The 26,489-nt window shown below is 68.4% G+C and carries 27 protein-coding genes, 1 pseudogene and 1 riboswitch; of the genes and pseudogenes, 14 read left to right on the top strand and 14 right to left on the bottom strand.

Annotation, left to right across the window (positions count from 1 at the left end; translation table 11 throughout):
• Positions 1-16: 16 nt before the first annotated feature.
• Positions 17-1,270 (bottom strand): multidrug effflux MFS transporter, encoded by a 1,254-nt coding sequence (locus QM708_RS13835; RefSeq protein WP_415109681.1) that lies wholly within the window; start codon positions 1,268-1,270, stop codon positions 17-19.
• A gap of 78 nt (positions 1,271-1,348) precedes the next feature.
• Positions 1,349-2,371 (bottom strand): zinc-dependent alcohol dehydrogenase family protein, encoded by a 1,023-nt coding sequence (locus tag QM708_RS13830; protein WP_415109678.1) that lies wholly within the window; start codon positions 2,369-2,371, stop codon positions 1,349-1,351.
• A 135-nt stretch (positions 2,372-2,506) separates the two neighbouring features.
• Between QM708_RS13830 and QM708_RS13825 the strand changes: the two genes are divergently transcribed.
• Both QM708_RS13825 and QM708_RS13820 read left to right on the top strand, forming a co-directional pair.
• Positions 2,507-3,403 carry a helix-turn-helix domain-containing protein gene (locus QM708_RS13825; RefSeq protein ID WP_415109675.1) on the top strand — a complete coding sequence of 299 codons (897 nt, stop codon included), beginning with the start codon at positions 2,507-2,509 and terminating at the stop codon, positions 3,401-3,403.
• A gap of 69 nt (positions 3,404-3,472) precedes the next feature.
• Positions 3,473-4,216 (top strand): SDR family NAD(P)-dependent oxidoreductase, encoded by a 744-nt coding sequence (locus QM708_RS13820; RefSeq protein WP_415109672.1) that lies wholly within the window; start codon positions 3,473-3,475, stop codon positions 4,214-4,216.
• A 14-nt stretch (positions 4,217-4,230) separates the two neighbouring features.
• Here the strand turns inward: QM708_RS13820 and QM708_RS13815 are convergent, their stop codons facing one another.
• Positions 4,231-4,965, bottom strand: coding sequence for a hypothetical protein (locus QM708_RS13815; RefSeq protein WP_415111442.1), 735 nt, complete (start codon positions 4,963-4,965; stop codon positions 4,231-4,233).
• Between the two features lie 196 nt (positions 4,966-5,161).
• Positions 5,162-5,524, bottom strand: a complete 363-nt coding sequence (locus QM708_RS13810) for a cyclophilin-like fold protein (protein ID WP_415109669.1) — start codon at positions 5,522-5,524, stop codon at positions 5,162-5,164.
• A gap of 377 nt (positions 5,525-5,901) precedes the next feature.
• Here QM708_RS13810 and QM708_RS13805 point away from each other — a divergent pair, with 377 nt between their 5' ends.
• Positions 5,902-6,981, top strand: a complete 1,080-nt coding sequence (locus QM708_RS13805; RefSeq protein ID WP_415109666.1) for an alpha/beta hydrolase — start codon at positions 5,902-5,904, stop codon at positions 6,979-6,981.
• A 26-nt stretch (positions 6,982-7,007) separates the two neighbouring features.
• Here QM708_RS13805 and QM708_RS13800 read toward each other — a convergent pair.
• Positions 7,008-7,313, bottom strand: a pseudogene (locus QM708_RS13800) (DUF2255 family protein); the annotation flags it as partial.
• On the opposite strand from QM708_RS13800, the gene QM708_RS13795 reads away from it, so the two are divergent.
• The 4 genes from QM708_RS13795 to QM708_RS13780 all read left to right on the top strand — a co-directional run bounded on the left by QM708_RS13795 (position 7,284) and on the right by QM708_RS13780 (position 13,310).
• The gene (locus QM708_RS13795) at positions 7,284-8,282 is read left to right on the top strand and encodes an aldo/keto reductase (RefSeq protein WP_415109663.1); all 999 of its coding nucleotides are present in this window, start codon (positions 7,284-7,286) and stop codon (positions 8,280-8,282) included. The pseudogene QM708_RS13800 and the gene QM708_RS13795 overlap by 30 nt on opposite strands.
• A 2-nt stretch (positions 8,283-8,284) precedes the next feature.
• A complete protein-coding gene (locus tag QM708_RS13790; RefSeq protein ID WP_415111439.1) occupies positions 8,285-9,151 on the top strand; it encodes a DUF3737 family protein in 867 nt (288 codons plus the stop codon).
• Positions 9,141-10,304: a MalY/PatB family protein gene (locus tag QM708_RS13785; protein ID WP_415109660.1), complete on the top strand. Its 1,164-nt coding sequence runs from the start codon at positions 9,141-9,143 to the stop codon at positions 10,302-10,304. The genes QM708_RS13790 and QM708_RS13785 overlap by 11 nt, the downstream gene beginning before the upstream one ends.
• A 105-nt stretch (positions 10,305-10,409) precedes the next feature.
• On the top strand, positions 10,410-13,310 hold the full coding sequence (locus QM708_RS13780; protein ID WP_415109657.1) for a CHAT domain-containing protein: 2,901 nt from the start codon (positions 10,410-10,412) through the stop codon (positions 13,308-13,310).
• On the opposite strand, the gene fdxA is transcribed toward QM708_RS13780, so the two are convergent.
• Positions 13,307-13,624, bottom strand: coding sequence for a ferredoxin (gene fdxA / locus QM708_RS13775; RefSeq protein ID WP_415109655.1), 318 nt, complete (start codon positions 13,622-13,624; stop codon positions 13,307-13,309). The two genes, QM708_RS13780 and fdxA, sit on opposite strands and share 4 nt — an antisense overlap.
• Before the next feature lie 77 nt (positions 13,625-13,701).
• Here fdxA and soxR point away from each other — a divergent pair, with 77 nt between their 5' ends.
• From soxR to QM708_RS13755, 4 genes are all read left to right on the top strand, one after another.
• Positions 13,702-14,166, top strand: coding sequence for a redox-sensitive transcriptional activator SoxR (gene soxR / locus QM708_RS13770; RefSeq protein ID WP_415109652.1), 465 nt, complete (start codon positions 13,702-13,704; stop codon positions 14,164-14,166).
• Between the two features lie 157 nt (positions 14,167-14,323).
• Positions 14,324-14,821 carry a flavin reductase family protein gene (locus tag QM708_RS13765; protein ID WP_415109649.1) on the top strand — a complete coding sequence of 166 codons (498 nt, stop codon included), beginning with the start codon at positions 14,324-14,326 and terminating at the stop codon, positions 14,819-14,821.
• A 247-nt stretch (positions 14,822-15,068) separates the two neighbouring features.
• Positions 15,069-15,986, top strand: a complete 918-nt coding sequence (locus QM708_RS13760) for a hypothetical protein (RefSeq protein WP_415109646.1) — start codon at positions 15,069-15,071, stop codon at positions 15,984-15,986.
• A complete protein-coding gene (locus tag QM708_RS13755) occupies positions 15,970-16,758 on the top strand; it encodes a ferritin-like domain-containing protein (protein ID WP_415109644.1) in 789 nt (262 codons plus the stop codon). The genes QM708_RS13760 and QM708_RS13755 overlap by 17 nt, the downstream gene beginning before the upstream one ends.
• A 9-nt stretch (positions 16,759-16,767) precedes the next feature.
• On the opposite strand, the gene QM708_RS13750 is transcribed toward QM708_RS13755, so the two are convergent.
• The 5 genes from QM708_RS13750 to QM708_RS13730 all read right to left on the bottom strand — a co-directional run bounded on the left by QM708_RS13750 (position 16,768) and on the right by QM708_RS13730 (position 19,716).
• Complete coding sequence (locus QM708_RS13750) at positions 16,768-17,151, bottom strand: type II toxin-antitoxin system VapC family toxin (protein ID WP_415109641.1); 384 nt, start codon at positions 17,149-17,151, stop codon at positions 16,768-16,770.
• Positions 17,148-17,417, bottom strand: a complete 270-nt coding sequence (locus QM708_RS13745; protein ID WP_415109638.1) for a type II toxin-antitoxin system Phd/YefM family antitoxin — start codon at positions 17,415-17,417, stop codon at positions 17,148-17,150. The genes QM708_RS13750 and QM708_RS13745 overlap by 4 nt, the downstream gene beginning before the upstream one ends.
• Positions 17,418-17,520: 103 nt before the next feature.
• Positions 17,521-18,009 carry a flavodoxin family protein gene (locus QM708_RS13740; protein ID WP_415109635.1) on the bottom strand — a complete coding sequence of 163 codons (489 nt, stop codon included), beginning with the start codon at positions 18,007-18,009 and terminating at the stop codon, positions 17,521-17,523.
• A gap of 104 nt (positions 18,010-18,113) precedes the next feature.
• The gene (locus tag QM708_RS13735) at positions 18,114-18,929 is read right to left on the bottom strand and encodes an alpha/beta fold hydrolase (protein WP_415109632.1); all 816 of its coding nucleotides are present in this window, start codon (positions 18,927-18,929) and stop codon (positions 18,114-18,116) included.
• Positions 18,930-18,996: 67 nt separating this feature from the next.
• Entirely contained in the window at positions 18,997-19,716 is a 720-nt protein-coding gene (locus QM708_RS13730) for a gamma-glutamyl-gamma-aminobutyrate hydrolase family protein (protein WP_415109629.1), read from the bottom strand.
• Between the two features lie 97 nt (positions 19,717-19,813).
• On the opposite strand from QM708_RS13730, the gene QM708_RS13725 reads away from it, so the two are divergent.
• Complete coding sequence (locus tag QM708_RS13725; protein WP_415109626.1) at positions 19,814-20,701, top strand: hypothetical protein; 888 nt, start codon at positions 19,814-19,816, stop codon at positions 20,699-20,701.
• Here QM708_RS13725 and QM708_RS13720 read toward each other — a convergent pair.
• The 3 genes from QM708_RS13720 to QM708_RS13710 form a co-directional block, all read right to left on the bottom strand.
• On the bottom strand, positions 20,658-22,532 hold the full coding sequence (locus QM708_RS13720; RefSeq protein WP_415109623.1) for a heavy metal translocating P-type ATPase: 1,875 nt from the start codon (positions 22,530-22,532) through the stop codon (positions 20,658-20,660). The two genes, QM708_RS13725 and QM708_RS13720, sit on opposite strands and share 44 nt — an antisense overlap.
• Positions 22,529-22,951 (bottom strand): ArsR/SmtB family transcription factor, encoded by a 423-nt coding sequence (locus tag QM708_RS13715; protein ID WP_415109620.1) that lies wholly within the window; start codon positions 22,949-22,951, stop codon positions 22,529-22,531. The genes QM708_RS13720 and QM708_RS13715 overlap by 4 nt, the downstream gene beginning before the upstream one ends.
• A gap of 200 nt (positions 22,952-23,151) precedes the next feature.
• Complete coding sequence (locus tag QM708_RS13710) at positions 23,152-23,625, bottom strand: GyrI-like domain-containing protein (RefSeq protein WP_415109617.1); 474 nt, start codon at positions 23,623-23,625, stop codon at positions 23,152-23,154.
• Between the two features lie 96 nt (positions 23,626-23,721).
• A riboswitch (cobalamin riboswitch) is annotated at positions 23,722-23,871 on the top strand.
• A gap of 84 nt (positions 23,872-23,955) precedes the next feature.
• On the opposite strand from QM708_RS13710, the gene QM708_RS13705 reads away from it, so the two are divergent.
• The gene (locus QM708_RS13705; RefSeq protein ID WP_415109614.1) at positions 23,956-25,521 is read left to right on the top strand and encodes an ABC transporter substrate-binding protein; all 1,566 of its coding nucleotides are present in this window, start codon (positions 23,956-23,958) and stop codon (positions 25,519-25,521) included.
• The gene (locus QM708_RS13700) at positions 25,518-26,486 is read left to right on the top strand and encodes an ABC transporter permease (protein ID WP_415109611.1); all 969 of its coding nucleotides are present in this window, start codon (positions 25,518-25,520) and stop codon (positions 26,484-26,486) included. The genes QM708_RS13705 and QM708_RS13700 overlap by 4 nt, the downstream gene beginning before the upstream one ends.
• Positions 26,487-26,489: the final 3 nt, after the last annotated feature.

Genomic DNA, 26,489 nt, shown 5'->3' with positions numbered 1-26,489 from the left:
GGTTTCCGGCGCCGCGTCATGACTCCTGAACAAGCACGGCGTCCCCGTTCGAACTGAGCGAGATCTCGGGACGAGGACGGCGCGCCCCGACCAGCGCGATCTGCGCGATCACCGCGAGCACGACCGAGACGACCGTGACGATGCCCAGCGGGAGCACCGTGCAGGCCCCGCCCAGCCCGACCAGCGGAGCGGCGATGCCGCCGAAGCCGAAGCGGGTGCAGCCCAGCACCGAGGACGCCGTGCCGGCCAACTGGGGATAGTTGGCGAGGGCGAGCGAGGTGGTGGGCGGCGAGGTCACGGCGACACCGGAGACCATGATCAGCAGCGAGACGATCACCACCCACAGCGACAGGTTCCACAGACCGGTGGCGAGCAGGCCGAGCGCACCGATGGCCGTCATCACGATGCCGATGACGAGCGTGCCGCGCTCGGACCAGCGTTCCGCGGCGCGTCCGGCGACATAGCCGAACACCATGAACCCGGCCGAGTTCAACCCGAAGGCGAGCGAGTACTCCTGCGGGCTGAGCCCGTAGATGCCCTGGAGAATGTAGGTCGCGCCGGACAAGTAGGCGAACAGGGCGGCGTTGACGAACCCGGAGACCAGCACCGCACCCAAGAACAGCCGATCGGCGAGCAGGGTGCGGAAGTCACGCCCGGTCTGCTTCAGGCCTCCGCTGGTGCGCAACTGCGACGGCAGCGTCTCACCGAAGATGATCAGCACCGCCACCAGCAGGACGGCACCGATTCCGGCGAGGAAGAAGAACAGGCCGCGCCAATCGGTGAACCGGGCCAGCTGCCCGCCGATGAGCGGGCCGACGATCGCGGCCAGCCCGCCCAGGACGGTGAGGCGTCCGTAGTAGCGGATCAGCGCACCGCCCTCGTAGACGTCGCGGCCGGCGGCCTGGGCGATCACGATGCCGACCGCTCCGGCGAGGCCCTGGACGAGGCGGGCGAGGATCAGCAATTCGATCGACGGGCTGAGCGCGCACAGCGCTGAGGTGATGACGTAGGCGATGGTGCCGATGATCAGCGGCCCGCGGCGTCCGAACCGGTCCGACAGCGGTCCGGCGATGACCTGGCCGACCGCGAGCCCGATCAGGCAGGCGGTCACGGTGAGTTGTGCCGCGGAGGTGGTGGCGCCGAGTTCGTCGGTCAGGGCGGGCAGCACGGGGAGGTAGAGGTCCATCGAGATGGGCCCGAAGACGGTCAGCAGCATCAGCAGGGTCGCGAGCACGGGGCCGACCCGGCGGGTGGTGAGTGGTGTGGTCATGTGTTTCCTCACATCATGGGGGCAGGCAGACGTGAGCGCCCCCGGAAAGGCTGGGCCAGGGGCGCTCGCGGTCAGGAATCAGAGGGTGAGCAGGACTTTCGTGGCGCGGCGCTCGTCCATCGCCCGGTATCCTTCGGCGGCGTCCTCGATCGGCAGCGTCAGGTCGAAGACCTGGCCGGGATCGATCTGGTCGGTCATGATCAGGTCGATCAACTCGGGCAGGAAACGGCGCACCGGCGCGGGCCCGCCGAGCAGGCTCACCGTCGCGAAGAACAGGTCGAGCCCGTTGAGTTCGACACCGTGCGACACGCCGACATAGCCGACGTGACCGCCGGGCCGGGTGGCGCCGATGGCCTGGAGCATCGACTCCTGGGTTCCGACCGCCTCGATGGTGGAGTGCGCGCCGTAGCCGCCGGTGAGTTCCTTGATCTGGGCGATCCCCGCCTCGCCGCGCTCTTCGACGATGTCGGTGGCGCCGAAGGCTCGCGCGAGCGCCTGCCTGTCGGCGTGGCGCGACATCGCGATGATGCGTTCGGCTCCGAGCCGCTTGGCCGCCAGGATGCCGAGCAGGCCGACCGCACCGTCACCGACGACCGCGACGGTCTTGCCGGGGCCGGCTTCGGCGGCCACCGCCGCGAACCAGCCCGTTCCGAGCACGTCGGACGCCGCGAGCAGGCTGCGCGCCTGGGCTTCGGTGGGCTCACCCGGCACCTTGACCAAGGTGCCGTCGGCGAGCGGAATCCGTGCATAGTCGGCCTGGGTGCCAATGGACCCCAGCATCACCTGGTCGCGGCACCGGGACTGGAAGCCGGCCTCACAGATCTCACAGGTGTTGTCGGAGGCGACGAAGGACCCGACGACATAGTCGCCGACCGCCACGTCCCGGACGTCCGCACCGATCTCGTCCACGACGCCGATGTACTCGTGCCCCATCCGGGCAGGACCGTTCACCTCCTCGATTCCGCGGTACGGCCACAGGTCCGATCCGCAGATGCAGGCGGCGGTCACGCGGATGATCGCGTCGGTGGGCTCGACGATCACCGGCTTGTCAACGTTCTCGACCCGGACGTCCCGGGGGGCGTGCATCACGACAGCTCGCACAGGGGTTTCCTCACTCGATCGCTTCTTGGAGTTACCTCTCTATGACACCAGGTCACGCCGCCGTCAGGGAGTCCCCGTCGAAAGGGGTATTGCCAGGGACTCCCTCGCCGCACCATGGTTGCCTACCCTGACCGCATGGACAATCGTGCGGAGGTCAAGGAGTTCTTGACCACTCGGAGGGCCAAGATCACCCCCGAGCAGGTCGGCCTTCCGGCGGGAACCAAACGCCGGGTCAGCGGCCTGCGCCGCAGCGAGGTGGCCACGCTCGCCGGGGTCAGCATCGAGTACTACACGCGCCTGGAGCGCGGATCGATCAGCGGCGCCTCCCCCGAGGTGCTGGACGCCTTGGCCCGGGCCCTGCTGCTGGAAGACGCCGAGCGCGCCTACCTGTTCGACCTCGCCCACGCGGCCAGCCCGGTCGCGCGTCCGCCCAAACGGCGCAGCCCCAAATGCTGGACGCCGCACCCCAGCCTGCAGTGGATTCTGGACGGGATCACCGCCGGCCCGGCCTTCGTCCGCAACGGACGCCTCGACATCCTGGCGACGAATCTGCTGGCGCGTGCCTTCTACACTCACCTGTTCGACATGCCGGGCCAGCCGCCCAACCTCGCCCGGTTCACCTTCCTCGACGAACGCGCCCACCAGTTCTACCCGGACTGGGACTCCTTCGCCGAAGTCACGGTGGCGATTCTGCGCACCGAGGCCGGGCGCGACCCGCACAACAAGGATCTTCACGATCTCGTCGGCGAATTGAGCACGCGCAGCACCGAGTTCCGGCGGCTGTGGGGCACCCACAACGTCCGTCACCACGGTGCCGGCTTCAAGACGTTCCGCCATCCTGTCGTCGGCGAGATGACCCTCGCCTACGAAGGGATGGGCCTGGAGGCCGAGCCGGGGCTGTCCCTCACGATCTATGTCGCCGAGCCCGGCACGCCGGCCGCGGACCGCATGCAGGTGCTCGCGGCCTGGGCTGCGAGCGAAGACGAGCGGACCGGCGGCGTCCGCCTGGCCAAAGAACCGACATCCTGCTGACACCAGTCAGGCCGGTGTGGGTACCAGGAGTGGCTCCCAATACCACCGGCCCCTCCGTAGGCTGGACGGATGGGGCCAGAGAAATCACGCATTCTCGTCACCGGCGCTTCGGCCGGACTCGGATGGCTGACCGCGACCACGCTTGCCGATGCCGGTCACCAGGTCGTCCTGCATGCTCGTCACGCAGGACGGCTGGAGGACGCCGGCATCATCGATCGCATGCACGGCGTGGTCTTCGGCGACCTGGCCAGTGCGGACGCGACCGCTCACGTCGCCGAGGAGGCTGACGGGTTCGGCCCGTTCGACGCGGTCATCCACAACGCCGGTGTCATCGACGGCCCTGACCTGGTCGCGGTCAACGTCGTCGCGCCGTTCCTGCTCACGGCGCTGATGACCCCGCCGGCGCGGATGATCGTCCTGTCCAGTTCGATGCACCTGTCGGGCTCTTCTCGCCAGCCGGCGGCCGGGGTGTCCGGACGGCGTCGCCTCAGCTACAGCGACACCAAGCTGTACGTCACCGCGTTCACGATGGCGATCGCACGCCGTTGGCCGCAGGTGATGACGCACGCCGTCTGCCCGGGCTGGGTGCCCACCCGGATGGGCGGCCCTTCCGCGACGGACGACCTCACCGAAGGCCATCGCACTCAGGAATGGCTCGCCACCGCCGCGCCCGGCGACATCACTCCACGCACCGGCGGCTACTGGCACCACCTGACCGTCCGGAATCCGCATCCGGCTACGCTGGAACGCCGCGTCCAAGACGAACTCATCGATGCCCTCGAGAAGCGGACCGGGCTGGTTCTACCTGGCTGAGTGCCTTTGTTCGGTCAGTTGCGTGGCAGTGGGACCCCGGTCCGCTGCGCGTAGGCGTCGAGAAGAGCTTCTTGCGCATCGATGTCGCGCACGGCTCGGTGCACACGAGACTCCGGTTCCCGCTGAAAGAGGAACTCACCCTCGAACTGGGCCACCGGATCGGCGCCTTCGGCGAGCAGAGTTTGGGTCATATATCCCTCACGCAGGTCGTCAGGAGCGTACGGCCCGTTGTGGACGCCCATCAGCGTCGGCACCCATCCCGGCGCGACCGCGTTCACGCGGCAATCGGGCCAGCGCCGGCCGATCGCCATGGCCAGCGTAGCCAGGTGCAGCTTGCTGTCGTGGTAGTTGACGCGAGTGCCTCCGGTGCGCAGTTCGTCGAGTTTGAGGTCGCCACCGAGGTGCAGATCGGAGGTGAGATAGGTCAGCTGCTGAGGCGGTTCCACCAAACTGGTGAGCAGATAGGGCGACAGCGAGTTCGCGTTCAGGATCTCGGCGTCCGGCAGGCCGTACTCGCCGGAATTATGGATGATGACGTCGAAGGTTCCGAGCACGTTGATCTGGGACGCAAGCACCTGCGTCTCCTGCAGATTCAGCAGGTCGCCGACAACGACATCATCGATCTCAGGAAGATCGCGTCGCATATCCGCCGCCCGTTGCTCGTTCCGCGCATGACCGACCACACGATGTCCTCGCCGCAGCAGATACGTGGCGGCGAGCTGGCCGAGCCCACCGGTGGAGCGGGTGATCAGGATGCGCCGACGGCTCCGGCTGAAAACAGCAGAGTCCGTCGGGTCAGCTTGGTCACGCGACGTAGCCCCCGTCGACGGGCAACGCGACGCCGGTAACGAACGCCACCTTTCCGGTGAAGTCATAGGTCACGGTGTCTGTCATCTCTTCCTCGTTTCCATCGTGTGGAGATTTCCCGTCGTTGGGACTCCGGGTCTATTCGGCGAGCTCGATGGTGACCGCACGCGATCCGCTCCAGCCCTTCAGGATCGACACGTCACCATCGATGTGACCGAGCCGGACGATGCCGTTGAAGCGACCGACGTTCGTGTAATACAGAACGAGGACGCCGCCGGGCGCGTAGTAGCCGATCGTTCCGGTCGGTGCGCTCTCCCCCGCGGGCATCCCGGTCATCGTGATCGGCGCAGGCGGTGCGGCGGTCACCTCCTGGCGTCCGTAGTCGGAGAAGTCGAGCGTCAGCGGCAACTGCTCAATCAGCGACCGCGCCGCCGGGTTGTCCGACAACGTCCCATCCAAGGTCTGATCACCGATCACGATGCGGATAGAGGTCCTGCTCATGGTGTCTCCTGACGGTTCAGCGGTGGGCTCAGCTGTGGTCGGCGCCTCGGATGCCGCCGGGGCGGACGTGCTGTTCGCAGAAGGCGCCGGAACCGGGGCATTTGCCGAGCAGGCCGCCAGGCCGAGGAATATGAGCACGAGGGCGAAAGCACCCATGCCCCGCGCCGTCGCCTCCCGCATGCGAAGGAAAGGTCTGCTCATCAGTGGACGACTCCTCATCTGGGGACGACAGCGAGCGCAAGCATGTTTCAACGCTACGGTCACCAGGCACCGCGAGGGAGTCCCTGTCAATACCCCTCTTTCCCAGGTCTCCCTCCTTCAGGTGCCGCGTGCTTCGCTGAACGTTCGGGGAAAACAAAAAAGAAGAGGATCGACAGATGAAGCGCAAGAACCCCCTCAAAATGATGCCCGCAGTGATCACCCTCACGCTCGCGGCCACCCTTGGCTTGTCCGCCTGCACGACCAACTCTCCGGAGGGCCCAAGCCAACCGACAGCGAGCGTTCAACCGCAGGACTCCGGGCTCACCTTCGCCCTCAACGCCGACGTGACACGGACGCCCGTCCGCTACAAGAACCGCTACGGCATCGAGATCGCCGGCGATCTGTACGCGCCGACCGATCTCGATTCATCGGCCAAGCTTCCGGCTGTCGTGATCGGTCCGCCCTACGGCGGTGTCAAGGAACAAGGCCCCGGCGTCTATGCCAATGAACTGGCCCGGCGCGGCTTCGTCGCCCTCGCCTTCGACCCCTCCTACAACGGGGAAAGCGGAGGCGAACCCCGTCACGTCGCGTCCCCGGAGATCTTCACCGAAGACTTCAGCGCCGGCGTCGACCACCTGGGCACCCTTCTCTACGTCGATCGGGAGAAGATCGGCGCGGTCGGCATCTGTGGCAGCGGCGGGTTCTCCCTGAACGCTGCGCAGGTGGACCAGAGGATCAAGGCCGTCGTGACCTCGGCCATGTACGACATCAGCCGTGCTCAGCGCAACGGCTGGGAGGACGTCACCACCGACGCGGAACGGCGCGAGCAGCTTGCCGGTTTCGCGGAACAGCGTTGGGCCGATGTGGACGCGGGACAGCCCGCACTCACTCCGGCGTTCCCGGCTGATTTCAATCCCGAGGGGCTCGACCCGATCACCGCCGAGTTCCACGAGTACTACGTGACCGACCGCGGCCACCATCCTCGCTCGATCGGCGCATTCACGGTGACCAGCTCGATGGCGCACTACAACCACGGAGCCTTGGCGCACGTCGCCGACATCGCGCCGCGTCCGATCATGCTGATCACCGGTGAGAACGCCCATTCCCGCTACTTCAGCGATTCGGTCTACCAGCAGGCCGCCGAGCCGAAGGAACTGGTGGTGGTTCCCGGAGCACGGCACATCGACCTGTACGACCGCACCGACATGATCCCGTTCGACACCATCGAGCGGTTCCTCAACCAGCACCTCAACTGACAACGAGCCGACAAGACCCAAGGTGGCAGGTAGGGGCTACCCGCGTACTTGCGGTTGTAGGCCGTATCGATCCTCTCGTTGAGGGCAGCGTCCGCGATCGGGGCGAACTCGACCTCGTAGGCACGTCCGCCCGCAGTGATCCGTCCGGTGCGCTGGGCGATCGCCGACCGGTACCAGCGCCCACGCGTGTCGTCTATGAACCCCTCCACTACATCAGCCACGGCCTTCACGTGAGAGACCCGGGCGAGAGGGGTATCAAGAGGGACTCCCTGCCCGCGGATCTGATGCCTAACGTGGCGAGCATGAGTGAGAAGACGATGGGGTACGCGCATCTGGGACGTTCGGGTCTGCTGGTCAGCAGGATCGGGCTCGGCTGCATGAACTTCGGCGACGCCACCGGCGAGGCCGACGCGTTCGCGATCATGGATCGCGCCGTCGCGTTGGGCGTGAACTTCTTCGATACCGCAGACGTGTACGGAGGCCCGCAGAGCGCCGGCATGCTGAAGGGATTCGGCACGTCGGAGGAGATCATCGGACGCTGGCTGAAGAAGTCCGGACGCCGCGACGACATCGTGCTCGCCACCAAGGCGTACCAGCCGATGGGGCTCGGCCCGAACGACCGGCGGCTGTCGGCCTACCATCTCAAGCGCGCATGCGAGGCGAGCCTGCGCCGCCTGCAGACCGATCACATCGACGTCTACCAGATGCACCATGTCGACCGCGCCACTCCGTTCGAGGAGATCTGGCAGGCGATGCAACAGCTGGTGACCGAGGGCAAGATCACCTACGTCGGCTCCTCGAACTTCGCCGGCTGGGACGTCGCCACCGCGCAATTGACCGCCCAGCATCGCCACTTCCTCGGCCTGGTGTCCGAGCAGAGCCTGTACAACCTGACCAACCGCGCGATCGAGCAGGAACTCATTCCCGCGCTGCGGCACTTCGGCATCGGCCTGATCCCGTGGAGCCCGCTCGCGATGGGTGTCCTGGCGGGAACGCAGGTGGAACCGGACGCGGTCCGCCGCAAGAGTTCCGGAGCACAGAAGCAGTTGCGTGCTTACGCCGGGCAACTCGCCGCGTTCGAGGCCGTGTGCGCCGGCATTGGTCACTCCCCCGCTGAAGTCGCCCAGGCATGGCTTCTGCACCAGCCGGCGGTATCCACCGTCCTGGCCGGTCCACGCACCGTCGCCCAGCTCGAGGCTGCCGTCAACGCCGCCTCGATCACCCTCGGCACCGACGTCCTGGCCGAGATCGACCGCATCTGGCCCGGCCCCGGCGAAGCCCCTCGGTCCTACGCCTGGTGACCATGACCTCAGACCTACGCATCATCGACCAGCAAGTCCTCACCGGCGAACGTGCCTTGTTCGGCGCCGTCAACACGGTGGTGCGCGACTGCGTCTTCCGCGATGGCGAATCGCCGTTGAAACAGAGCCGGGGCGTCCGAATCAGCGGCAGCCGCTTCGAATGGAAGTACCCGCTCTGGTACGCCACCGACATCGGCCTCACCGGCAGCGCGCTGCTGGACACCGCGCGCTCGGGTATCTGGTACGCCCGCGACCTGCATATCACTCATAGCTCCATCGCCGCCCCCAAGACCTTCCGGCGCTCGACGGGCATCCGCCTGCACGACGTGGACATGCCCCACGCACAAGAGACCCTGTGGTGGTGTGAGGACGTCGATCTCGACCGTGTCTCGGCGCAGGGCGACTACTTCGGCATGCAGAGCCGGCGCGTTCGCGCCCGTTCTCTCCGGCTGAACGGCAACTACGCCTTCGACGGCGCATCCGGCGTCACGGTCGAGAACTCGACGCTGATCTCGAAGGACGCCTTCTGGAACACGACCGACGTGATCGTGCGTGATTCGACGATCGTCGGTGAGTACCTCGGCTGGAACTCCCGCAACCTGACCTTCGTCAACTGCACGATCGAGAGCCTGCAGGGCCTGTGCTACATCGACAACCTGCGGCTGATCGACTGCCGGGTCATCGACACCACCCTCGCATTCGAGTATTCAACCGTCGACGCCACGGTCGACAGCCACATCGACTCGGTATTCAACCCGAGCGGCGGCCGTATCCGCGCCCGGTCGATCGGCGAGTTGACCGTCGATCCCCAGCGGGTCGATCCGGCCGCGACGCGGATCGAGACACCGGAGTTCTCGGATGCCCTCTGAGTTCGACGAGGCACCCGATCGCTTCGGGACGAACTCGATGAAGTGGCAGGTGGGTGAGGGCGAACTGCCGATGTGGGTGGCCGACATGGACTTCCGTACCGCGCCGGTGATCATGGACGCTCTGCGCCGCACGGTCGATCACGGTGTGCTCGGCTACACCATCGTCCCGCGCGCCTACGGCCGCGCCGTCGCCTCCTGGTGGCGCAACCGCCACGGCTGGGACATCGACGAGCGGTGGATCGCTCTGACGACGGGCGTGGTGCCGGCCATCTCCTCCATGGTCCGCACCCTGACCCAACCCGGCGACCAGGTCGCCGTGCTGACCCCGGTCTACAACATCTTCTTCAACTGCATCCGCAACAGCGGACGCGTCCCGGTCTCGAGCCCGCTGGTCACCCGCGACGACGGCGACGAGGTCAACTGGGCCGGACTGGAGGGCGTGCTCGCTCAGCCGCGCACCACGCTGCTGTTGTTGTGCAACCCGCAGAATCCCACCGGAACGATCTGGAGTGCGAGGATGCTCGCGCGGCTTGGGGCGCTGTGCGCCACACACGGCGTCCGCGTCATCTCCGACGAGGTGCACGGTGATCTGACCGCGCCCGGCACACGCTACATCCCGTTCGCGACGGCGTCCGCCACCTGTGAGCGGATCGGGGTGACCTGCCTGGCACCCACCAAGGCGTTCAACATTGCCGGTCTGCAGACCGCGGCCATCGTTGCTGCGGACCCAGAACTCAGGGCGTCCGTCGTGCGCGGGATCAATCGCGACGAGGTGGCCGAGCCGAATGCCTTCGCCGTCGCGGCAACCATCGCTGCGTTCGAGCACGGCAGTCCGTGGCTGGACGAGCTACGGGCCTACTTGTTCGCCAACAAGGCGCATGCGGCGGCGTCCGTCAGCGCGATCCCCGGGCTGAGCGCCTTGGCGACTCCGGCGACCTATCTCCTCTGGATCAAGGCGACCGGCTTCGGCCTGACCGGTATCGAGTTGGCCGAAGCGATCCGTCGGCACAGTGGCCTGGTGCTATCGGACGGTGAGGCCTATGGAGCCGGCCCGGGAACATACCTGCGCATGAACGTCGCCTGTCCTCGCCGCCGCCTCGACGAAGGTCTTGCGCGGCTACGCCGGGCGGTCGACGCCATCCCGCGGCCCTGAAGTACGCTCCGCGTAATGCCGGTGAGTGACCGGGCCCGCCGGTGACCGGTCGCGTCCGGCGACGAATGCGCGGACGCCCTCGGCGGACGGCATGAGGAGGGCATCGTGGAATCGTTACCGCTGATCCTGCAGTTGATCGTTCGCGAGCAATGGCGTGGCCAGTCGCTCCGGGTGGAGCCGGATGCGGTCGTGCCGGGCATTCCGCCGGACGAGGTCCCGTTCGTCGCCGTCGCGGCGGCGCTGGGAGCGGGCGAACCGAAACGCGCCGTCGGGATCCTCGACGCACTCGATGCACACGATGCCCCGGACGACGGTGACCGCGCGGCCGTCCGGCGCGTGCTCCGCAGGTTCGCGATGATGCTGGAGCACAACTGGTTCCCCGGCGGGGCATGTGCGGTGCTGGAACCGGGCCAGGGGGGCCAGTTCGGCGTGCCGGTGCTGCCCGCGGAATCCGGCCGGGTGGGGTTGTACGTCGATGTGATGGACTTCTTCTCGATATTGCCGTTCCTGCGTGCCATGGCGACGAGCAGCCGCCGCGGGTTCGACGAGCCCGGGCAATCGCCCATCGCCGAAGCCGAGTCTCTTCTGCGCCGGCTCCTCGACGCCGAGGAGCAGGCCGCGGCGGCTGCGGTGGCGCTCGCGACCGCGGACCTCCATGTGCAGGCCGGACTCGTGGACCAGGCGATGGCTCCGCTGAACACGGCGCTCCAGCTCTTCACCGAGCTTCAGGACGCGGTGGGAGTCGCAAGCGGCGCGCTCGCGAAGGGCGACTGGTTCGCGCTGCCGCTGTCCCATCCCGAGCTGTTGGGAGAGACCCCGGACTGGCCGCTGGCCGAATCACCGGTCCGCCCGCCGGATCCGGCTCTCGCCGCGGCCCAGTACGCCGAGGAGTTGGCCCGATGCCGCCGTCTCGCCGCCGAGACCGGTGACGGCGCCCTGGCCGCGCTCGCCCTCGTGCACGATGCGCTCAACCGTGTCGATGAGGGCTCCCCGGTCTCGATGGACGCCGTGGCCGACGAGGTGGGCCGGTGGAGCACCTCGGTGGGCAGCCGCAGCTTCGTGCGCGGGCTCGGGCGGCTCTGCGTTGCCCGAGCGCAGCGGCTTCGCGACGCCACACCCCGGGCGCGCCGCGTCCTGCTTCTCGCCGAGGCCCTCAACGACCGGGTCGAGGCCGTCACCGAACCCGCGCTGGTGCGTCGCGAACTCGCGGAACAGTACGGATCGGTCAACTACCGGCGGGCGGCGTTCGTGCTGGCCCACCTCGACCTGGAAGAACTCGGCCACGCCGAAGCGCCGACGATGCCGGAATGGGCCAGAAGGGCCGACCTCGCGATCAGCCTCAGCGATGACGGAATAGCGCTCAAGGATCCGGACGCCCTGGACCAGACACTCCAGCACCTGACCCGGTGCGCGGGCGTGGAACCGGCCGACGGCGATCCGGAGCAGATCTCGTTCCTGCGCAAATTGCTCACCCACCAGGTGAACACCTCGACGGTATTGGCCGACCTCTACCGGGGCGTCAAGGCAGGCGAACGCGGCCACGACGAGTCGGCCGCCACTCGCTTCGAGGCGGCGCTCGCCCTCAGCGAATCGCTCGGCCCCGGAATGAACCCGCTCCGCGTGATCGTGCTGGGCACGATGCGCCGGACGGCCGAGGCTCGCGAACTGGCCGAGAGCATGATCGCCGCCGGGGATCTGCCGCCCGGGCAGGCCGCGTCCCTCCTCACCCGCCTGAAGGCCTACGACCAGGCCGAACGACAGCTGGCCCTGCACGAACGACAAGATCCCGGGCCGGCGCCACAGGATCCTCCCTGGGAACCGCTCGCTCTGCGTGCGGAGATTCTGCTCGGCACCCATCGCGCCGCGCAGGCCGTGCCGATCGCCGAGCAGGCCATCGCCGCCTTCGAGGAGCACCTGGCCTCCCTCTCCCGGGATGTGCTGCGGACGATGGCCAGCGACAGCCCGACGGTCGCCGGTCTCTACACCACCGCGGTGCGCGCGCATTCCGCGCTCGCCGCGCAGGGTGCCGACGGTCACGTCGAGGCCGGTTTCACCCTGTCCGACCGCAGCCGTGGGATCGTGCTCACCGACCTGATCGAACTCGACAAGGACGCCGGCGACGATGACGGCGCCGTCGCCGCGGCGCGGGCGTGGTTGCGGGCGGGGGCAGCCCTGGCCCGGACGATCGAGGGCGTCGACCGCAAGCGCAGCCCGGTGGCGGCCGCGGACGTCCGGCAGCGGATCCGCGACGCCGAACGCGATCTCGATGACGCCGAGGAGGCGCTCACCACCGTCGCCCCCGCGATCCTCACCCGGCGACGCAGCATCCCGCTGACGCGCTCGCTCGCCCAGACCCAGGAACACCTGGACGCCGAAACGCTCCTGATCCAATACCACGCCCACGACGACCAACTCCTCATCTGGGCGGTGACCCGGGACTCGGCCCGCGTCGTGGTCCGCGAACAGGACACCACCTCCCTGACCTCGCAGGTATGGCGTTGTCACCGGACGATCGCCGATCAGTACTCCACCCCGGCCGAGCAGGCGCAGGCGGCCGGACCGCTGGCGGCCCTACTGCTCGACCCGGTCGCCGACGAACTCGCCGCGCACCGGCGCGTGGTGTTCGTGCCCTACGGAGGCCTCGCCGTCCTTCCCCTCCACGTGCTGCCCTTCGCCGGCGCGGACCTGTCCTCCACGCACGAGGTGTCCTACCTGCCGGCCGCGAGCGCGGCGCGCCCGACCGGGGCACGGAAAGTGGGCCAGGACGCGCGTGCTCTGATCGTCGGCGATCCCGACTACGGTGAGCTCAGCACGCTCGGCGCACTCCCCGGCGCCCGCGCCGAAGCGATGGCCATCGCCGGCCTGCGCGGAACCGAACCACTGATCGGCCCGACCGCGACCCGGCAGAACGTGCTCACCGCACTGACCGAGGCGGACGTCGTGCACCTGGCGACGCACGGCCTGTTCTCCGAAGGCCGCCCCGGCACCGGGCGCGAGGCGTCCTAACCCTGCGGCGGCAGGGCCGCGATGAACGGGGCGTCGAAGGTCTGCGGGCCGGTGCGGGCGGCACCGCCGGGCGATCCGAGATCGTCGAAGAACTTGACGTTGGCGTCGTAGTACTCCGACCATTCCTGGGGCAGATCGTCCTCGTAGTAGATGGCCTCAACCGGGCAGACCGGCTCGCACGCACCACAGTCCACGCATTCGTCGGGCTGGATGTACAGCGAACGCCCTCCCTCGTAGATGCAGTCCACCGGGCATTCCTCGACGCACGCCCGGTCCTTGACGTCGACGCAGGGCTGCGCGATCACGTAGGTCATCAATCACCTTTCGGTCGGTACTCGCCCACCACGGTAGAATCTCAAGTGCACTTGAGGTCAAGCCGGGAGGAGGACGTGTGCCATCCAACCGCGACCCCGACGATCTGCTGACCATCGGCGAGATGAGCCGCCGCACCGGCGTGGCCGTCTCGGCGCTGCGCTACTACGAGGACCTCGGCCTGATCGCCTCGCAGCGCTCGGCCGGCAACCAGCGCCGCTTTCCCCGGCACATGCTGCGCCGGGTGTCGCTGATCACGGTCGCGAAGAACCTCGGCATCTCCCTCGACGACGTGCACGAGGCGTTCGAGTCGGTGCCGCTGGACCGCACGCCCAGCCACGAGGACTGGCAGCGGGCCTCGCGCGCCTGGAAACGGCAACTGGAGGAGCGCCGCCGCCGGCTCGAACGCCTGGAGAACGAGCTGACCGGCTGCATCGGTTGCGGATGCCTCGCGCTGAAGGCCTGCACGCTGCTGAATCCCGGCGACGCCCTGGGCGCGACCGGCCCCGGGCCTCGCCGCCTCGAAGAGGTTCCCGACGAATGACCCGGCCGAGACGAACGACACGACCACGGCGATCGGCCGCGCATTTGACCTCGAGTCGGCTTGAGGTCCTACGGTGAGCGTCGACGCGATGAAAGGAACGCCGTGAGTTTCTTCCCCTTTCCCGGCCACCGATCCTCCTCGCCGAGGCGCTGACCGCATGGCCCCGTCGGTCTCCCCGCTCTACGGCAGCTTCGCGCTCTACCCCAGCGGCGTCACGCTGGTCACCGTGCGCGACGGCGACGACCATCAGTTCTTCGTGGCGGCGTCCGTGCTGACCGCATCGGTCGAACCGTTCGCACTGGCGGTCTCCGTCGCGCGGCACCGCATCGGCGCGGACGCGATGATCGCCGGCAAGACCTGGGCGCTGTCAATCCTGGCGACACGGCATCTTCCGCTGGTGCGCAGCATCACCGGGCTGACGCCGCGCACCGACCGTCTGCGCGCCCTGTTCACCGCCGGCGCCGAAGAATCCCCCGAGGGGCCACTGTGGCTGCCGGACGCCCTGGTCACCTTCTGGTGCACCACCCTGTCGGTCACCCCGGTCAACGATCAGCTCCTGATCGCCGGCGGTGTGCTCCGCGGCAGCCCACACCGCGACGGCGATCCGCTGCTGCGCTGGCAGCACAGCTTCCGGGGCATCGGCGACGCGCAGTAGCCGGATCGGCCGGCGTTCGCGCACCCGGGCCGGGCTCGACGCCGTCCGTAGTCACACCGCACTCGCGTTCGTGTTCAACGCGTTCGTCGTCGCCTTGGTGGTCTCGCAGATCGCCACCCTGGTCGCCGCATCCTGACCGCGCCGGCGGCGTCCGTTCTGGAACCACCGCCTCGTACTAGAACGGACGTTCTAGTAAGGTGTGCCTACCGCACCGCGGACGCCGTGCGGACACGACTCGGAGGTACGGGTGACCCACACTCCCTCTCGCGCACGCCAGGCGCCGGCCCTGCCGGACGGCTACGTCGACGGACGGTTGTTCTCCGTGGCCGGCGAAACCATCACCCTGCTCACCGATTTCGACGTGGACGCCTACACGCGTGCGGCGCGCGGTCGGATCCGGGTGAACCCCGCCGAGGTCGACCTCAGCGGCATGGACGTTCGCGACGACCTGGCCTTCCTGTGGCGCCTCGACAGCGCGGCCCTGTCCGAGGCGCGGGCATTCCTGGCCACCTGGACCGGCAACGAGGCGCGGATCACCGCCTTCGTCGCCACCTGGGCCTACGAGCGGCTGTGGCTCGGTCATGCGGTGCGCGACCTGCTCACCGCCGACGGCTCACCGCTACCCGAACCGCTACGCCGCGCCTCGGTGCGCGCCCGCGTCCGTGGCTTCTACGTCGAGCGCGGGCTGCCCTTCATCGCCCCGGTGTGGACCTCCATCGTCGGCGAAGCGGTGACCGTGGGGCACATGGCGCGCCTGGCCATTCAGGAGCGGGCCTTCCAGGCCGCCTATGCGGCGCTGCTCCCCCGGCTCGGCGGCGAGGCCCGCCGGGTCGTCGAAGAGATCATCGGACGCCGCGACGAGATGATCCGGTTCTTCACCCTCGAAGCGACCGCCCGGATCACCCGCTCACCCCAAGAGGCCCGGATGGCGAAACTGTTCCTGCAGCCGTCGTGGCAGCCGTTGCGCATCGTCGGCGTCCCCGACCCGGACGAGGCGCGCGCGCTGGCGTCCGTTTTCCGCACCACCCAGGACCGTGCCCGGCTGCTCGCCGCCGACCGTCCGATCCGCGACCTGCTGGCCATCCGCCCGACCGGGTGGAGTCACGGCGCGTCCGCCCCCACCCCCGGCCTATGGAAGAAGCAGCATCGTGGCGTTCGATCTTGAGAAGTACGCGGAGACCTCGGAGCGGGTGAAGTGGGAGGATCTCGACTTCGAGACCTTCCGCGATAACCCCCTGGACCCCGGTGTGCTGCGCGCGCTGCGCTACATGTGCGATGTCGAATACCACACGTCCTGCTATCTGCGTGACCTGCTGGTCACCCGCTCGCACCGCAAGGACGAGGCGCGCGGCTTCATGACCACCTGGAACCGCGAGGAATTCTGGCACGGCGAAGCGCTGTCGGCCGTCCTGAAAGAGCACGGCATCTTCGTCGACTACGACGAACTCAAAGCCAAGCGAATCAAACTGGGCTGGCAGCTCGCCCTGGGCACCGTCACCCAGGCGGCCGGGTCGAGCATGGTCGGCAACGACTTCATCGCCGTGCACATGACCTGGGGTGCCGCCAACGAACTGTCGGCGGTCGCCGCCTACCGGCGCCTGGCCGGCATGGTCGAGCACCCGGCCCTGTCGCCGCTGCTGGAACGCATCGCCCAGCAGGAGACCCGGCACGTCGCCTTCTACACCACCCAGGCGCGGGCCAAGCTCGACGACAACGAGCGCGCCCAGAAGCTGGTCCGCTTCGCGATGACCAAGCTGTGGAAGCCCGTCGGCTCAGGCGTGATGGACGACGCCGAGGTCGCCCACGCGATGAACCACCTCTTCGCCGGTCAATCCGACGCCGTCGACAAACTCGACCAGCGCGTCCAGAAGTTCCCCGGCATGGAAGACACCACCATCTTCCGCACCGCCTTCGAGCGAATCGGCGTCCCGCTGTAGGGAGTCTGGTCAGCTGCGCGCGTCGAGCGTCGTGTACTCAGAACCAAGCAGGTATCCGTCCGCGGTCAGCAAACACGACTGATCCACGCTTGCTTGAGCGACGAGCATCGCGTCGAAAGGATCGCGGTGCGGGAGCGCCACGTTAGGCAACGCGAGCAGATGCCGGTGCTCGATGGGCAACTCTCGAACACCGAGCGCAGCCACACCCGCCATCAACTCGGTCGCATCGTGCGGGAGTTTCCCCTTGGCGCTCTTCAAGGTCAGTTCCCACAGACTGACCGTGGAGAGCAGCACCTCATCGGCGTCGTCGAGTGCACGCAACGCCTCACGCCCCAGCGACTCCGGAGCGAACAACAACCACAAATACACGTGAGAGTCGATCAACAGCTTCATCGCGGGACAGCCTCATCGATCGACTCTTCGAAGACCTCAGCCAGATCGGCGTCCGGACCAATCACACCGTCGGCGTCGTAGACGAAGTCAGCGTGCCGACGATCCTTCCACACGCCGACCGCGATCCGAGGCCGGGCAGGCACCGGCGCGAGAACCGCTTCAGCCTGCCCGTAGGCACCGAGATAGATGACCTCACCAGTGCTGGCTCGCTTGACCAGCTTGCTCAGGTTGGCCTTCGCTTCTGAGATCGACACGACGTTGGACATGATCCCATCATACGAGTCTGACCAGGACCAGACCAGGTTTGATGCCGGATGCATCAACGCGCTGGCTTCGCGCGCACGACGAAGAATGAACCCCGGCTCGGGTCTACCGGACGAGGGCGCGGCCCCACTCCTGGGCAGCTTCGAGTTCGCCTGGCTTGAGCGGGCCCTTCAGGCCCTCGACCACGAAGGTCTGGGTCTCCACGGTGACGCCGGGGTGGGTCTTCGCGATCAGCTTGGCCGCCCCCTTGGCGGCCGATCCGCTGAGCACGGTGCGGCTACTGGCGGTCGCGAACGCGGCAACCCGCAGGCCCGCGCGGAGGCGTCCGTTGCTCAACCATTCCCGGACGCCGTCGCCGCTGGGCTCGGCGCCGAGGGAGACCGCCTGCTCGCGCGTCGACGGGGTCGGCAGGGTGCGATTGTGGGTCGGCGCGCCGACCACCACCAGGTCGATATCGTCAGGAATGCTCGCCGGGGCATCGTCAGATCCGACGACGGTCACCTCGGCGCCGCGCTCCTCCAGGCCCGCGACCACCGCCTGCGCAACCGCACGAGAGTTGCCGAAGCGCGACTCGACCACGACCAGGACTTTCATCTCCACCTCTCCGCGGGCTCCCGCCCGAACCACACCCGCGCAAGCCTACGCGTGAAAGCACCCGCCCGGACGCCCGGTCGAAGGACGGTCCATTCGGGCCGGCCCTACCGGTAGGCGTGCTCGTTGATCAGCGCCGCGACCTTCTCGGGGGCGGCGAACATGGTGGCGTGCGGGCCTGGGACGGTGGCGAACCAGCCCTCGCGGAACTCGGACGCCAACTGGCGTCCCCACTCCACGGGAACGATCGGGTCGTCCTCGCCGCAGATCACCAGGGTCTTGGCGTGGACGCGTCCGGCGATCTCTTCGAGATCGGTGCCGAGCACGTGCGGGGTCTGTTTGATCATGTAGGGAATGCCCGCGCGCACCACATAGTCGTAGATGGCGATCGCCGACACCTTCGGCGGCTCCTTGAGCCCGTTGGCGAGCAGCAGCGCCGCGACCTTCGGCAGCTCCCGCGCGCTCGGCACCACCACGGGCGCGATCAGCACGATGTGGTCGAGTTCCTCGGGGTGCGCGGCGGCCAGTTCGGCGACCACCTGCGTGCCCATCGAATGCCCGACCACGACCGGATGGTCGAGTTCCTTGTCCTTGAGGTAGCGCGCGATCAGGGCGGCGTGATCCTCGATGGTGAGGTCGCGGTCCGGACGCGGTGAGCGCCCGTAGCCGGCCATGTCGATCAGGTGGACGTCCCCGCGCTTGGCCAACTCGACCGCGGTCGGTCCGTAGGAGCGGGCCGACACCCCGATGCCGTGCACGAGCACGAAGTCCGGCCCGGACTTCTGCGGCACCTGGCACGGGAACCGGTAGGCGACCAGCGAAGCATCGTCGTAGCCGCTGCGGCTGGTGTGGTATTCGACCGTGCCGATGTAGCGCCGCTTGTAGCGAACCTCTTCCCGGGAGACATGACGACGTGCCGACATGCTCCCAGCGTAGTCACACGGTCACGCGGTTGGTGCTTCGCAGACTTGCTGCCTGGGGTGGCCCCGGTCACGCCCCTACGCGGGAACGTTCCTTCAGCAGGAGCAGCAGACGGGCCAGCTGAGTGCCGGCCACGTCGGGATGTTCGGGATGCCATTGGACGCCGATCACCGGCGCGGTCTCGTGCACGACCGCCTCGATGACCCCGTCCGCGGCGCGGGCGGCCACCTTGAGCCCTGATCCGGGGCGGTCGACGGCCTGGTGATGCGAGCAAAGGACCGGCTCGGCGACCAGTTCGGCCGGCAGTCCGGCGTCCGGATCGAGAACCGGACAGGTACCCACGAACCCCGTGCTGATGCCGGAGTGCGAGCCCCGGTGCTGGTCGACGGTGGGCAGATGCTGGACGAGTGATCCGCCGAGCGCCACGTTGATGATCTGGACGCCCCGGCACAGCCCCAGCAGCGGCTGCCCCCGGTCGATCGCGGCGTGCACCACCGCGATCTGGGCGGCATCGGCGTCCGGCTCGTGACGGCCACCACCGGGGTAGTCGGCGCGGCCGCCGTACAGGTAGGGGGTGACGTCCTCGCCGCCCATGATCACCACCACGTCCACCTCGGCGGTCGCCTCCAGCGCGGCCTGCACGGGCAGGCCTCCGCAGGCGATCAGCACCGGCTCCCAGCCGAGTCCGCGCACGGTCGCGACGGTGGCGTCGTTGAGCGCGTCGAGTTCGGCCTGGTAATCGGGATCGTGAGGACGCTCGTCCCGGATGTAGAGGAGCGCTACTCGCATCGGTTCCTCCCTGAGGTGCGCGGGTGAAGCACCCAGAGTGGCGCACGCGGATTACACGCGTGTTTCCGCCTCGGGCTCGATGCGTAGCATGACGCTCATGACCATGCCGGACGCCCCCAGTCACGCACACCAGGCACCGCCGGACGCCTCACCTCGGCTGCTGTTCGTCACCGACCTGAACTATGCCGCCGCCGGACGCCGCTATTGCGACGAAGACATCGCCTTGTCCGGCCGGCTCCGGGAGCATTTTCATGTCGCGCTGTGCCATCCGCGCGACGCCGTGGCGTTCATGAAGGACGCCGACGTGATGCTGGTGCGCAACACCGGCCCGGCCGCGGGGCATCTCGACGCCTACCACGCCTACCGGGCGCAGGCGATCGCCTGGGGCGTCCCAGTGTTCACCGAGTTGACCGGAAAGGCCGACCAGATCGGCAAGCAGTACCTGATCGACCTGTGCGCTGCCGGCTATCCGGTCATTCCGACCATCGACGATCCTGCCCATCTCGGCCGGCTTCCCGAAACGGGCCAGTACGTCGTCAAGCCGAAGCAGGGCGCTGATTCGGTGGGAATGCGCTTCGTGACCCGCGCCGAGGCGTCCGCCGTGCAGGAGCCGGACGTGCTGATCCAGCCCCGGATCGATTTCGCCTACGAAGTCTCGTTCTACTACGTCGATCACGATTTTCAGTACGCCCTCTACGCCCCCGATCCGGACCGGCGCTGGGAGTTGCAGCCCTACGATCCCAGCCCATCCGATCTGGCTTTCGCGCAACGGTTCATCGACTGGAACACCATCGACCACGGCATTCAGCGCGTCGACGCTTGCCGCACCGCCGACGGACGGCTGCTGCTGGTCGAGCTCGAAGACCTCAATCCGTATCTCTCCCTCGACCGCACCACCCCCGATCGCCGGGAGGCGATGCTGGCCGCAATGGTCAGGTCACTCACCGGGTTGAGCGGCGGCCGGGCACCAGCCGCGCGGAGTTGAGGATGAACGCGGTCTCGGAGCCGACGTGGATGAAGGCGGCCAGCACGGGGCCGATCAGCCCGAACGCGGCCAGGGCCATGCCGAGCAGATCGACGGCGATAGTGCCGGCGAAGTTGACCATGACGATGCGCCGGGCCCGCTTCGCGATGTGAAGGGTGCGGGCCAGGTCGTTCAAGTCGGAGCTGATCAACACCACGTCCGCGCTCTCGCGGGCGATGTCGGTGCCGGAACCCATCGCGATGCCCACATCGGCGCGGGCCAGGGCAGGGGCATCGTTGACGCCGTCGCCGACCATCGCGAGGGTGTGGCCGGCCGCGCGTTCAGCGTCGATGACGGCGAGTTTCTGCTCGGGTAGCAGTCCTGCGCGGACGTCCTCGATGCCGAGTTGCGCGGCGACCGCGCGGGCGGTGGCATCTTGGTCGCCAGTGATGATCACCGTGCGCAGCCCGCGGCGGTGCAGGCCGGCGACGGCGTCCTTGGCGGTGTCGCGAATCGTGTCCGACAACAGGATCGTGCCCGCATGGCTGCCGTCGATCCCGATGTGCACCGCGGTCGCGATGCCCTGGCCCTCGACCGTGCGGGGCGCATCCACGACCAGGCCCCGGCTGCCCGCGGCGACGGCCTTTCCGGCGACGGTCGCGGTGACGCCGAGGCCGGGCCGGTAGCCGAAGGCGTCCGCGAGACCGACCGGTAGCCCGCGCTCGCGGGCGTGGGCGACGATCGCCTGCCCGAGCGGGTGTTCGGAGTAGGCCTCGGCGGACGCCGCGAGGATCAGCAGATCGTCCTGGCTGACGTCACCCACGGTGCGGACGCCCGTCACGGCCGGCGTCCCGGCGGTGAGGGTGCCCGTCTTGTCGAACACGACGGTGTCGACCGCCGACAGCACCTCGAGGTGGGCGCCGTCTTTGACGAACGCCCCGGACCGGGCGATCCGGGCGATGGCGGCGAGCACCGCCAGCGGGGTGCCGGCCGCGACACCGCACGCTCCGGCCACCACGACGACCGAGATGGTGGCGGTGAGGTCGCGGGTCAGCAGGTAGGTGATCAGCGCACCACCGAGTGCGAGATAGACCAGCCAGGCGGCAAGACGGTCCGCGAGCCGCTGGACGGGTGGCTCGGACTCCTGCGCCCGCCGCACGGCCTCGACGATCCGGCCGTAGGACGAGGCCTGCCCCACGCGTTCGGCGCGCACCTCCACCGCGCCGACCTGGTTGATGGAACCGGCGAGCACCTCGCTACCCGGACAAATGTCGACCGGCAGCGACTCGCCGGTGATCCGCGACTGGTCCGCCGTCGATTCACCCGCCACCACGACGCCGTCGACCGGGACGCGCCCGCCCGGGCCGACCACGACCACCTGCCCCGGCGCCACCTCGGCCAGCGGCACCGTCACGATGTCGCCACCGCGCCGCACCTGCACCCGCTCGGGCAGGAACGCCATCAGATCGGTGAGCGCGTCACGGCCGCGATCCATCGACAGGTCTTCCAGAATCTCGGCCGCGAGCACGAACGTGGTGATCAGCAGAGAGGTCACCCATTCGCCGATCACCGCGGCGGCGACGATGGCGAGGAGCATCGACAACTCCATGCTCATCCGCCGCTGGCGCGCGTCGTGCCAGGCCTCGGTCAGGATCGGCCAGCAGCCGACGGCCAGGCCCACGATCGCGACAGCCGGCACGGTCGGCCACGGCCAGGTCAGCCCGAGCACGACCGCGAGGGTGCAGGCGGCGACGAACAGCGTCCGGGCCAGATCGCCGCGGTCGACCTTCCGCCACAGACTCGCCGCGCCGACCGGCGCCTGGTCGACAGCGGGTACCGCGGTGGTGCTCATTGCCCTGTGCCGGCGTCGCCAGTACCGGGTGCGGCTTGGTTGATTCCGGGATGGGCGGTGATGGTGCCATCCGCGCCACGATGATGCACCGGGACGCCGCCCACCACATGCTCGGCCTGGAACACGGCATGCTGCACCAACTCGCGGGCGTGCTCGTCGATCAGGCTGTAGAAGACGCGGGTTCCCTCCTGGCGGGCGCTGACGATCTTTCCCCAACGCAGCTTCGCGAGGTGCTGCGACACCACGGTGGGCGACTTGCCCACGCGCTCGGCCAACTCGCTCACCGCGCGTTCCCCGTCCCGCAGCGCCAGGATGATCCTGATGCGCGTCGGATCCGACAGCAGCGAGAACACTTCGGCCGCCAGCTCGACGTACTGGCTCTCGACGCCGAAGCTGCACATCTTCTTACCTTCACGCATACGCAGATATTAAGCTGGTGCGGTCTCGCGCACAAGGGCGGGACGCCACCTCTGGTAGATCGGCACGTTTTCGGGGTCGCTGCACACCGGAACAACCCGTCCTGCCATGAGCGAGGACGACCATGAAAGGGAAAACCACATGAGGCGGCTCCCACTGAGAGCCGACGAGGACGCCGAGTTGGGGACGATCCCCCAGGACGCTACGCGAGCATGACTGCGATCAGGGTTTCGTTGAGGGCGGGGTCGCCGCCCGGCTCGGGTTCGGTGAGGTACTGCTCGAAGGCGACATCACCCGGGGTGTGACCGTGCGCCATCACCCAACCGTAGAGATGCTCGTAGGCTGCGGACAGCAGCGAGAAGTCACCGCGCACCAGCAAGGTGGCGGCGCGTCCGGCCGGAAGGCGCTCGCCCACCACCTCGCCGGCACCGCTGAACGGTTCGGCGACGGGAACGGCGACCGACAGATCGAGTCCCTCGCTCATGTCGCCGTGCATGACGCCCATCGGGGCGGCGGCCGGGGTGATACCCGCCTCAGCGAGGGCCCCGAAGATCAGCGGATAGGCCCGGTCGTAGAGCTGAGGGATCGCGTCGAAGGCGACCTTCTCACGCACCACGGCGAGGTGCTGCGCCTCAAGGTCTTGGATGGTCGGCTCGTCGAACTGGTGCTCAGTCATCACATCAATCTCCCTGTCGTCGGTGCACAGCGTGCCACAACCACTCGACCCTGCACGAGGGGCGCGACTCCCCTCCCCCACCGGCTTCGGCGAAGGCCACCGGAACCCGCCCGCGGCGAGGCGTCCCTTGATAGCCTGACAAAGGCTCCAGGCGAGGAACCCGGTGAGATTCCGGGACGGTCGCGCCACTGTGAAGCGTTCCGCGAGGAACGCTCAGTCAGACCCTCCGCGGGCCGCTGTTCACCACGGACGCGTCATCCGACGGGGCAGGCCTGCACCCGCAAGCACCTCCTCTTTTTCGCGTCCCCGTTCGATGCGAAAGAAGAAGTAATGAGACGACACTCCCGGGCATTGGCCGCCATCGGCGTGCTGATGGCCCTGCTGGTCGGGGGGTGCACACCCGCTGCCGCGCCGAGCCCGAGCGCTCCTGCCACCGACGACACGCTCACCATCTACAACTCCTACAAGATCGCCAGCCTCGATCCGACCCAGTCGGGCACCAACTGGCTGTTCGACTGGGGCGTGGCCGAGAACCTGCTGCAGGTCGACGAGAAGGGCGACATCCAGCCGTGGCTGGCCGAGAAGGTCGAGCGTGTCTCCGACACGCATTGGGCGATCGCGCTGCGCCCGAATGTCACCTTCCAGAACGGCAAGAAGCTGAACGCCACCATCGCGGCCAAGGCGCTCAACCGTCAGGTGACCACCTCGAAGTCGAGCCAGGTGTACATGGATCCGGCGTCGAAGTTCCAGGCGACCGGTGATCTCACCCTCACCTTGACCACGCCCGAGCCGAACGCGATGGTGCCGGCGGCGCTGTCGTCGCGCGACAACTCGTTCCAGATCTACGACGTGGACGCCGTCGAGGCGGCCCAGGGTGATTCGTCGAGGATCGCCGGCGCGGGCGCCTTCACCGGCCCGTACGCGATCACCGCGTGGGATCCCGAAAACCTGGAATCGGTCCGCTACGAGCAGTATTGGGCGGGCAAGCCGGCCATGTCGACGGTCAGCGTGAAGGTCGTCGCCGATGAGCAGGCCCGGATCGCCGGCGTCCAGAGCGGCCAGGCCGACCTGGCCTTCTACCCCTCGCCGGACGCGAAACTGGCGCTGGCCAACGCGACGGACGCCGTCTTCCTCGAGTCCGAGCTCGCGCTGCAGGCGCTGCTGGTCGACATGAACCTGACCGCGCCGCCGTTCGACGACGCGGCCGTCCGCAAGGCCTTCCTGGCCTCGGTCGACTATGCCGAGCTCGCCGATCAGGTCGCCAATGGCGTGTTCGACAAGGCCGAGGGCCTTTACCCGGTCTCGATGCCGTACGCGCTGAAGAATCAGGCCACCGACATCACCCGCGCCAAGACGCTGCTGGACGAGGCCGGCTGGGCCGAGGGACCCGACGGCTACCGCACCAAGAACGACGCCAAGCTGACCGTCCGCTTCGTCACCCAGGCCCAAGGACCGGAGACGCTGGCGCTGGCCAGCGCCATGCAGGCGCAGGTCAAGCAGGCGGGCTTCGATCTGCAGATCAACAACGCCGAGGATTCGGCGAAGGTCAAGGCCGACATGGCAGCGTGGGATTCGTCCATCGGCCTGAACGGGTCGCTGTCGGGCACCGCCGATCCGATCCAGCCGTTCCTGAGCCGGTGGACGACCGGCGGTTCGGCGAACGCGCAGAAGCTGTCCAACCCTGAGATCGACGCGATCGGGCAGCAGCTGAAGGTCACCTTCGACGAGGCCAAGCGGGCCGAACTGCTCCAGTCGGCGCAGAAGATCATCGTCGAGGACAACGCCTACGTGTTCGCGGGCACGTACAAGCGCTTCCTGGTGATCGCCTCGCCGGCCTGGAAGAACTACCGGGTGTCCAACGTCCGCGCCCACCTGCGGTGGAACACGGCCCCGTGATCCACACCTCCTGGTGGCGGCAGTGGTGGTCGCGCCTGATCTTCCGGCGCACCGCCACCGCCGTCGCCGTGGCTTTGGGGGCGAGCGTCTTCATCTGGGCGCTCGTCCCGTTGATGGACGGCGATCCCGCGCGCCTGACCCTGATCGCCCGCGGCGTGAGCGAACCGCCGCCCGCGCAGGTCGAGGCGATGCGGCAGGAACTCGGCCTCGACCGTCCGCTCATCCTGCAATACCTGCACTGGCTGACCGGCGTGGTCACCGGCGACTTCGGTGCCTCCTGGCAGTCCGGACGCCCGGTGCTCGCCGAGTTCGCCGCGCGGCTCGCACCGACGGTGCGCCTCTCGGTGGCCGCCATCGTGCTGAGCCTGGCGGTCGCCCTGCCCGCCGGGCTGATCGCGGCCCGCTACGAGGGCCGCTGGCCCGATCAGGTGCTGCGCGGCGCCGCGATCCTGAGCGCCGCGACACCATCGTTCCTGGTGGGCCTGCTGCTGATCTCGTATGTGGTCGTGCCGCTGGGCTGGAAGACCGTCGTCCTCAACGGGCAGTGGAGCCAGGTGTGGCTGCCGGCCGCCTGCCTGTGCTTCGGCCTGTTCGACGTCTGGTCGCGGGTGTGGCGCGGTGGTCTGGTCAAGGGACTCCATTCCGGTTACGCGCACGTCCTGCACGCCCGCGGCGCGCGTCCCCGCCGCGTCCTGCTGCGGCATGCCGCACCGAACGCGGTCACGCCACTGATTCACATCGTCGCGGTCTCGACCGGCGGGCTGCTCGGCGGTGCGGCGATCATCGAGACCGTGTTCACCTGGCCGGGCATCGGCGCCTACGTGGTCTCCTCGGTGCTGGCCCGCGACCTTCCGGTGGTGCAGGCGTTCACCGTGCTCGCCACCCTCGTCTACGTGCTGTCCAGCCTGGTCGCCGATCTGGCGACCGTCGCCCTCGACCCGCGCCTGCGCGCCCGAGCGGCATGAGGC

The sequence above is a fragment of the Propioniciclava sp. genome, from assembly GCF_047602245.1.
In the GTDB taxonomy this organism is placed as follows: Bacteria; Actinomycetota; Actinomycetes; order Propionibacteriales; family Propionibacteriaceae; genus Propioniciclava.
The sequence above is the reverse complement of the archived record's forward strand: the minus strand, read 5'-3'. Positions and strand labels throughout refer to the sequence as shown.

Excerpts from the sequence above, each read along its gene's own strand:
- QM708_RS13735 (WP_415109632.1), bottom strand. The coding sequence starts at position 18,929 with ATGTCGGCACGTCGTCATGTCTCCCGGGAAGAGGTTCGCTACAAGCGG.
- QM708_RS13785 (WP_415109660.1), top strand. The coding sequence starts at position 9,141 with ATGCCCTCTGAGTTCGACGAGGCACCCGATCGCTTCGGGACGAACTCG.
- QM708_RS13730 (WP_415109629.1), bottom strand. The coding sequence starts at position 19,716 with ATGCGAGTAGCGCTCCTCTACATCCGGGACGAGCGTCCTCACGATCCC.
- QM708_RS13805 (WP_415109666.1), top strand. The coding sequence starts at position 5,902 with ATGAAGCGCAAGAACCCCCTCAAAATGATGCCCGCAGTGATCACCCTC.
- QM708_RS13725 (WP_415109626.1), top strand. The coding sequence starts at position 19,814 with ATGACCATGCCGGACGCCCCCAGTCACGCACACCAGGCACCGCCGGAC.
- QM708_RS13825 (WP_415109675.1), top strand. The coding sequence starts at position 2,507 with ATGGACAATCGTGCGGAGGTCAAGGAGTTCTTGACCACTCGGAGGGCC.
- QM708_RS13810 (WP_415109669.1), bottom strand. The coding sequence starts at position 5,524 with ATGAGCAGGACCTCTATCCGCATCGTGATCGGTGATCAGACCTTGGAT.
- QM708_RS13790 (WP_415111439.1), top strand. The coding sequence starts at position 8,285 with ATGACCTCAGACCTACGCATCATCGACCAGCAAGTCCTCACCGGCGAA.
- QM708_RS13740 (WP_415109635.1), bottom strand. The coding sequence starts at position 18,009 with ATGAAAGTCCTGGTCGTGGTCGAGTCGCGCTTCGGCAACTCTCGTGCG.
- QM708_RS13715 (WP_415109620.1), bottom strand. The coding sequence starts at position 22,951 with ATGCGTGAAGGTAAGAAGATGTGCAGCTTCGGCGTCGAGAGCCAGTAC.
- QM708_RS13710 (WP_415109617.1), bottom strand. The coding sequence starts at position 23,625 with ATGACTGAGCACCAGTTCGACGAGCCGACCATCCAAGACCTTGAGGCG.
- QM708_RS13765 (WP_415109649.1), top strand. The coding sequence starts at position 14,324 with ATGGCCCCGTCGGTCTCCCCGCTCTACGGCAGCTTCGCGCTCTACCCC.
- QM708_RS13720 (WP_415109623.1), bottom strand. The coding sequence starts at position 22,532 with ATGAGCACCACCGCGGTACCCGCTGTCGACCAGGCGCCGGTCGGCGCG.
- QM708_RS13795 (WP_415109663.1), top strand. The coding sequence starts at position 7,284 with ATGAGTGAGAAGACGATGGGGTACGCGCATCTGGGACGTTCGGGTCTG.
- QM708_RS13705 (WP_415109614.1), top strand. The coding sequence starts at position 23,956 with ATGAGACGACACTCCCGGGCATTGGCCGCCATCGGCGTGCTGATGGCC.
- QM708_RS13820 (WP_415109672.1), top strand. The coding sequence starts at position 3,473 with ATGGGGCCAGAGAAATCACGCATTCTCGTCACCGGCGCTTCGGCCGGA.
- QM708_RS13745 (WP_415109638.1), bottom strand. The coding sequence starts at position 17,417 with ATGTCCAACGTCGTGTCGATCTCAGAAGCGAAGGCCAACCTGAGCAAG.
- QM708_RS13750 (WP_415109641.1), bottom strand. The coding sequence starts at position 17,151 with ATGAAGCTGTTGATCGACTCTCACGTGTATTTGTGGTTGTTGTTCGCT.
- fdxA (WP_415109655.1), bottom strand. The coding sequence starts at position 13,624 with ATGACCTACGTGATCGCGCAGCCCTGCGTCGACGTCAAGGACCGGGCG.
- QM708_RS13835 (WP_415109681.1), bottom strand. The coding sequence starts at position 1,270 with ATGACCACACCACTCACCACCCGCCGGGTCGGCCCCGTGCTCGCGACC.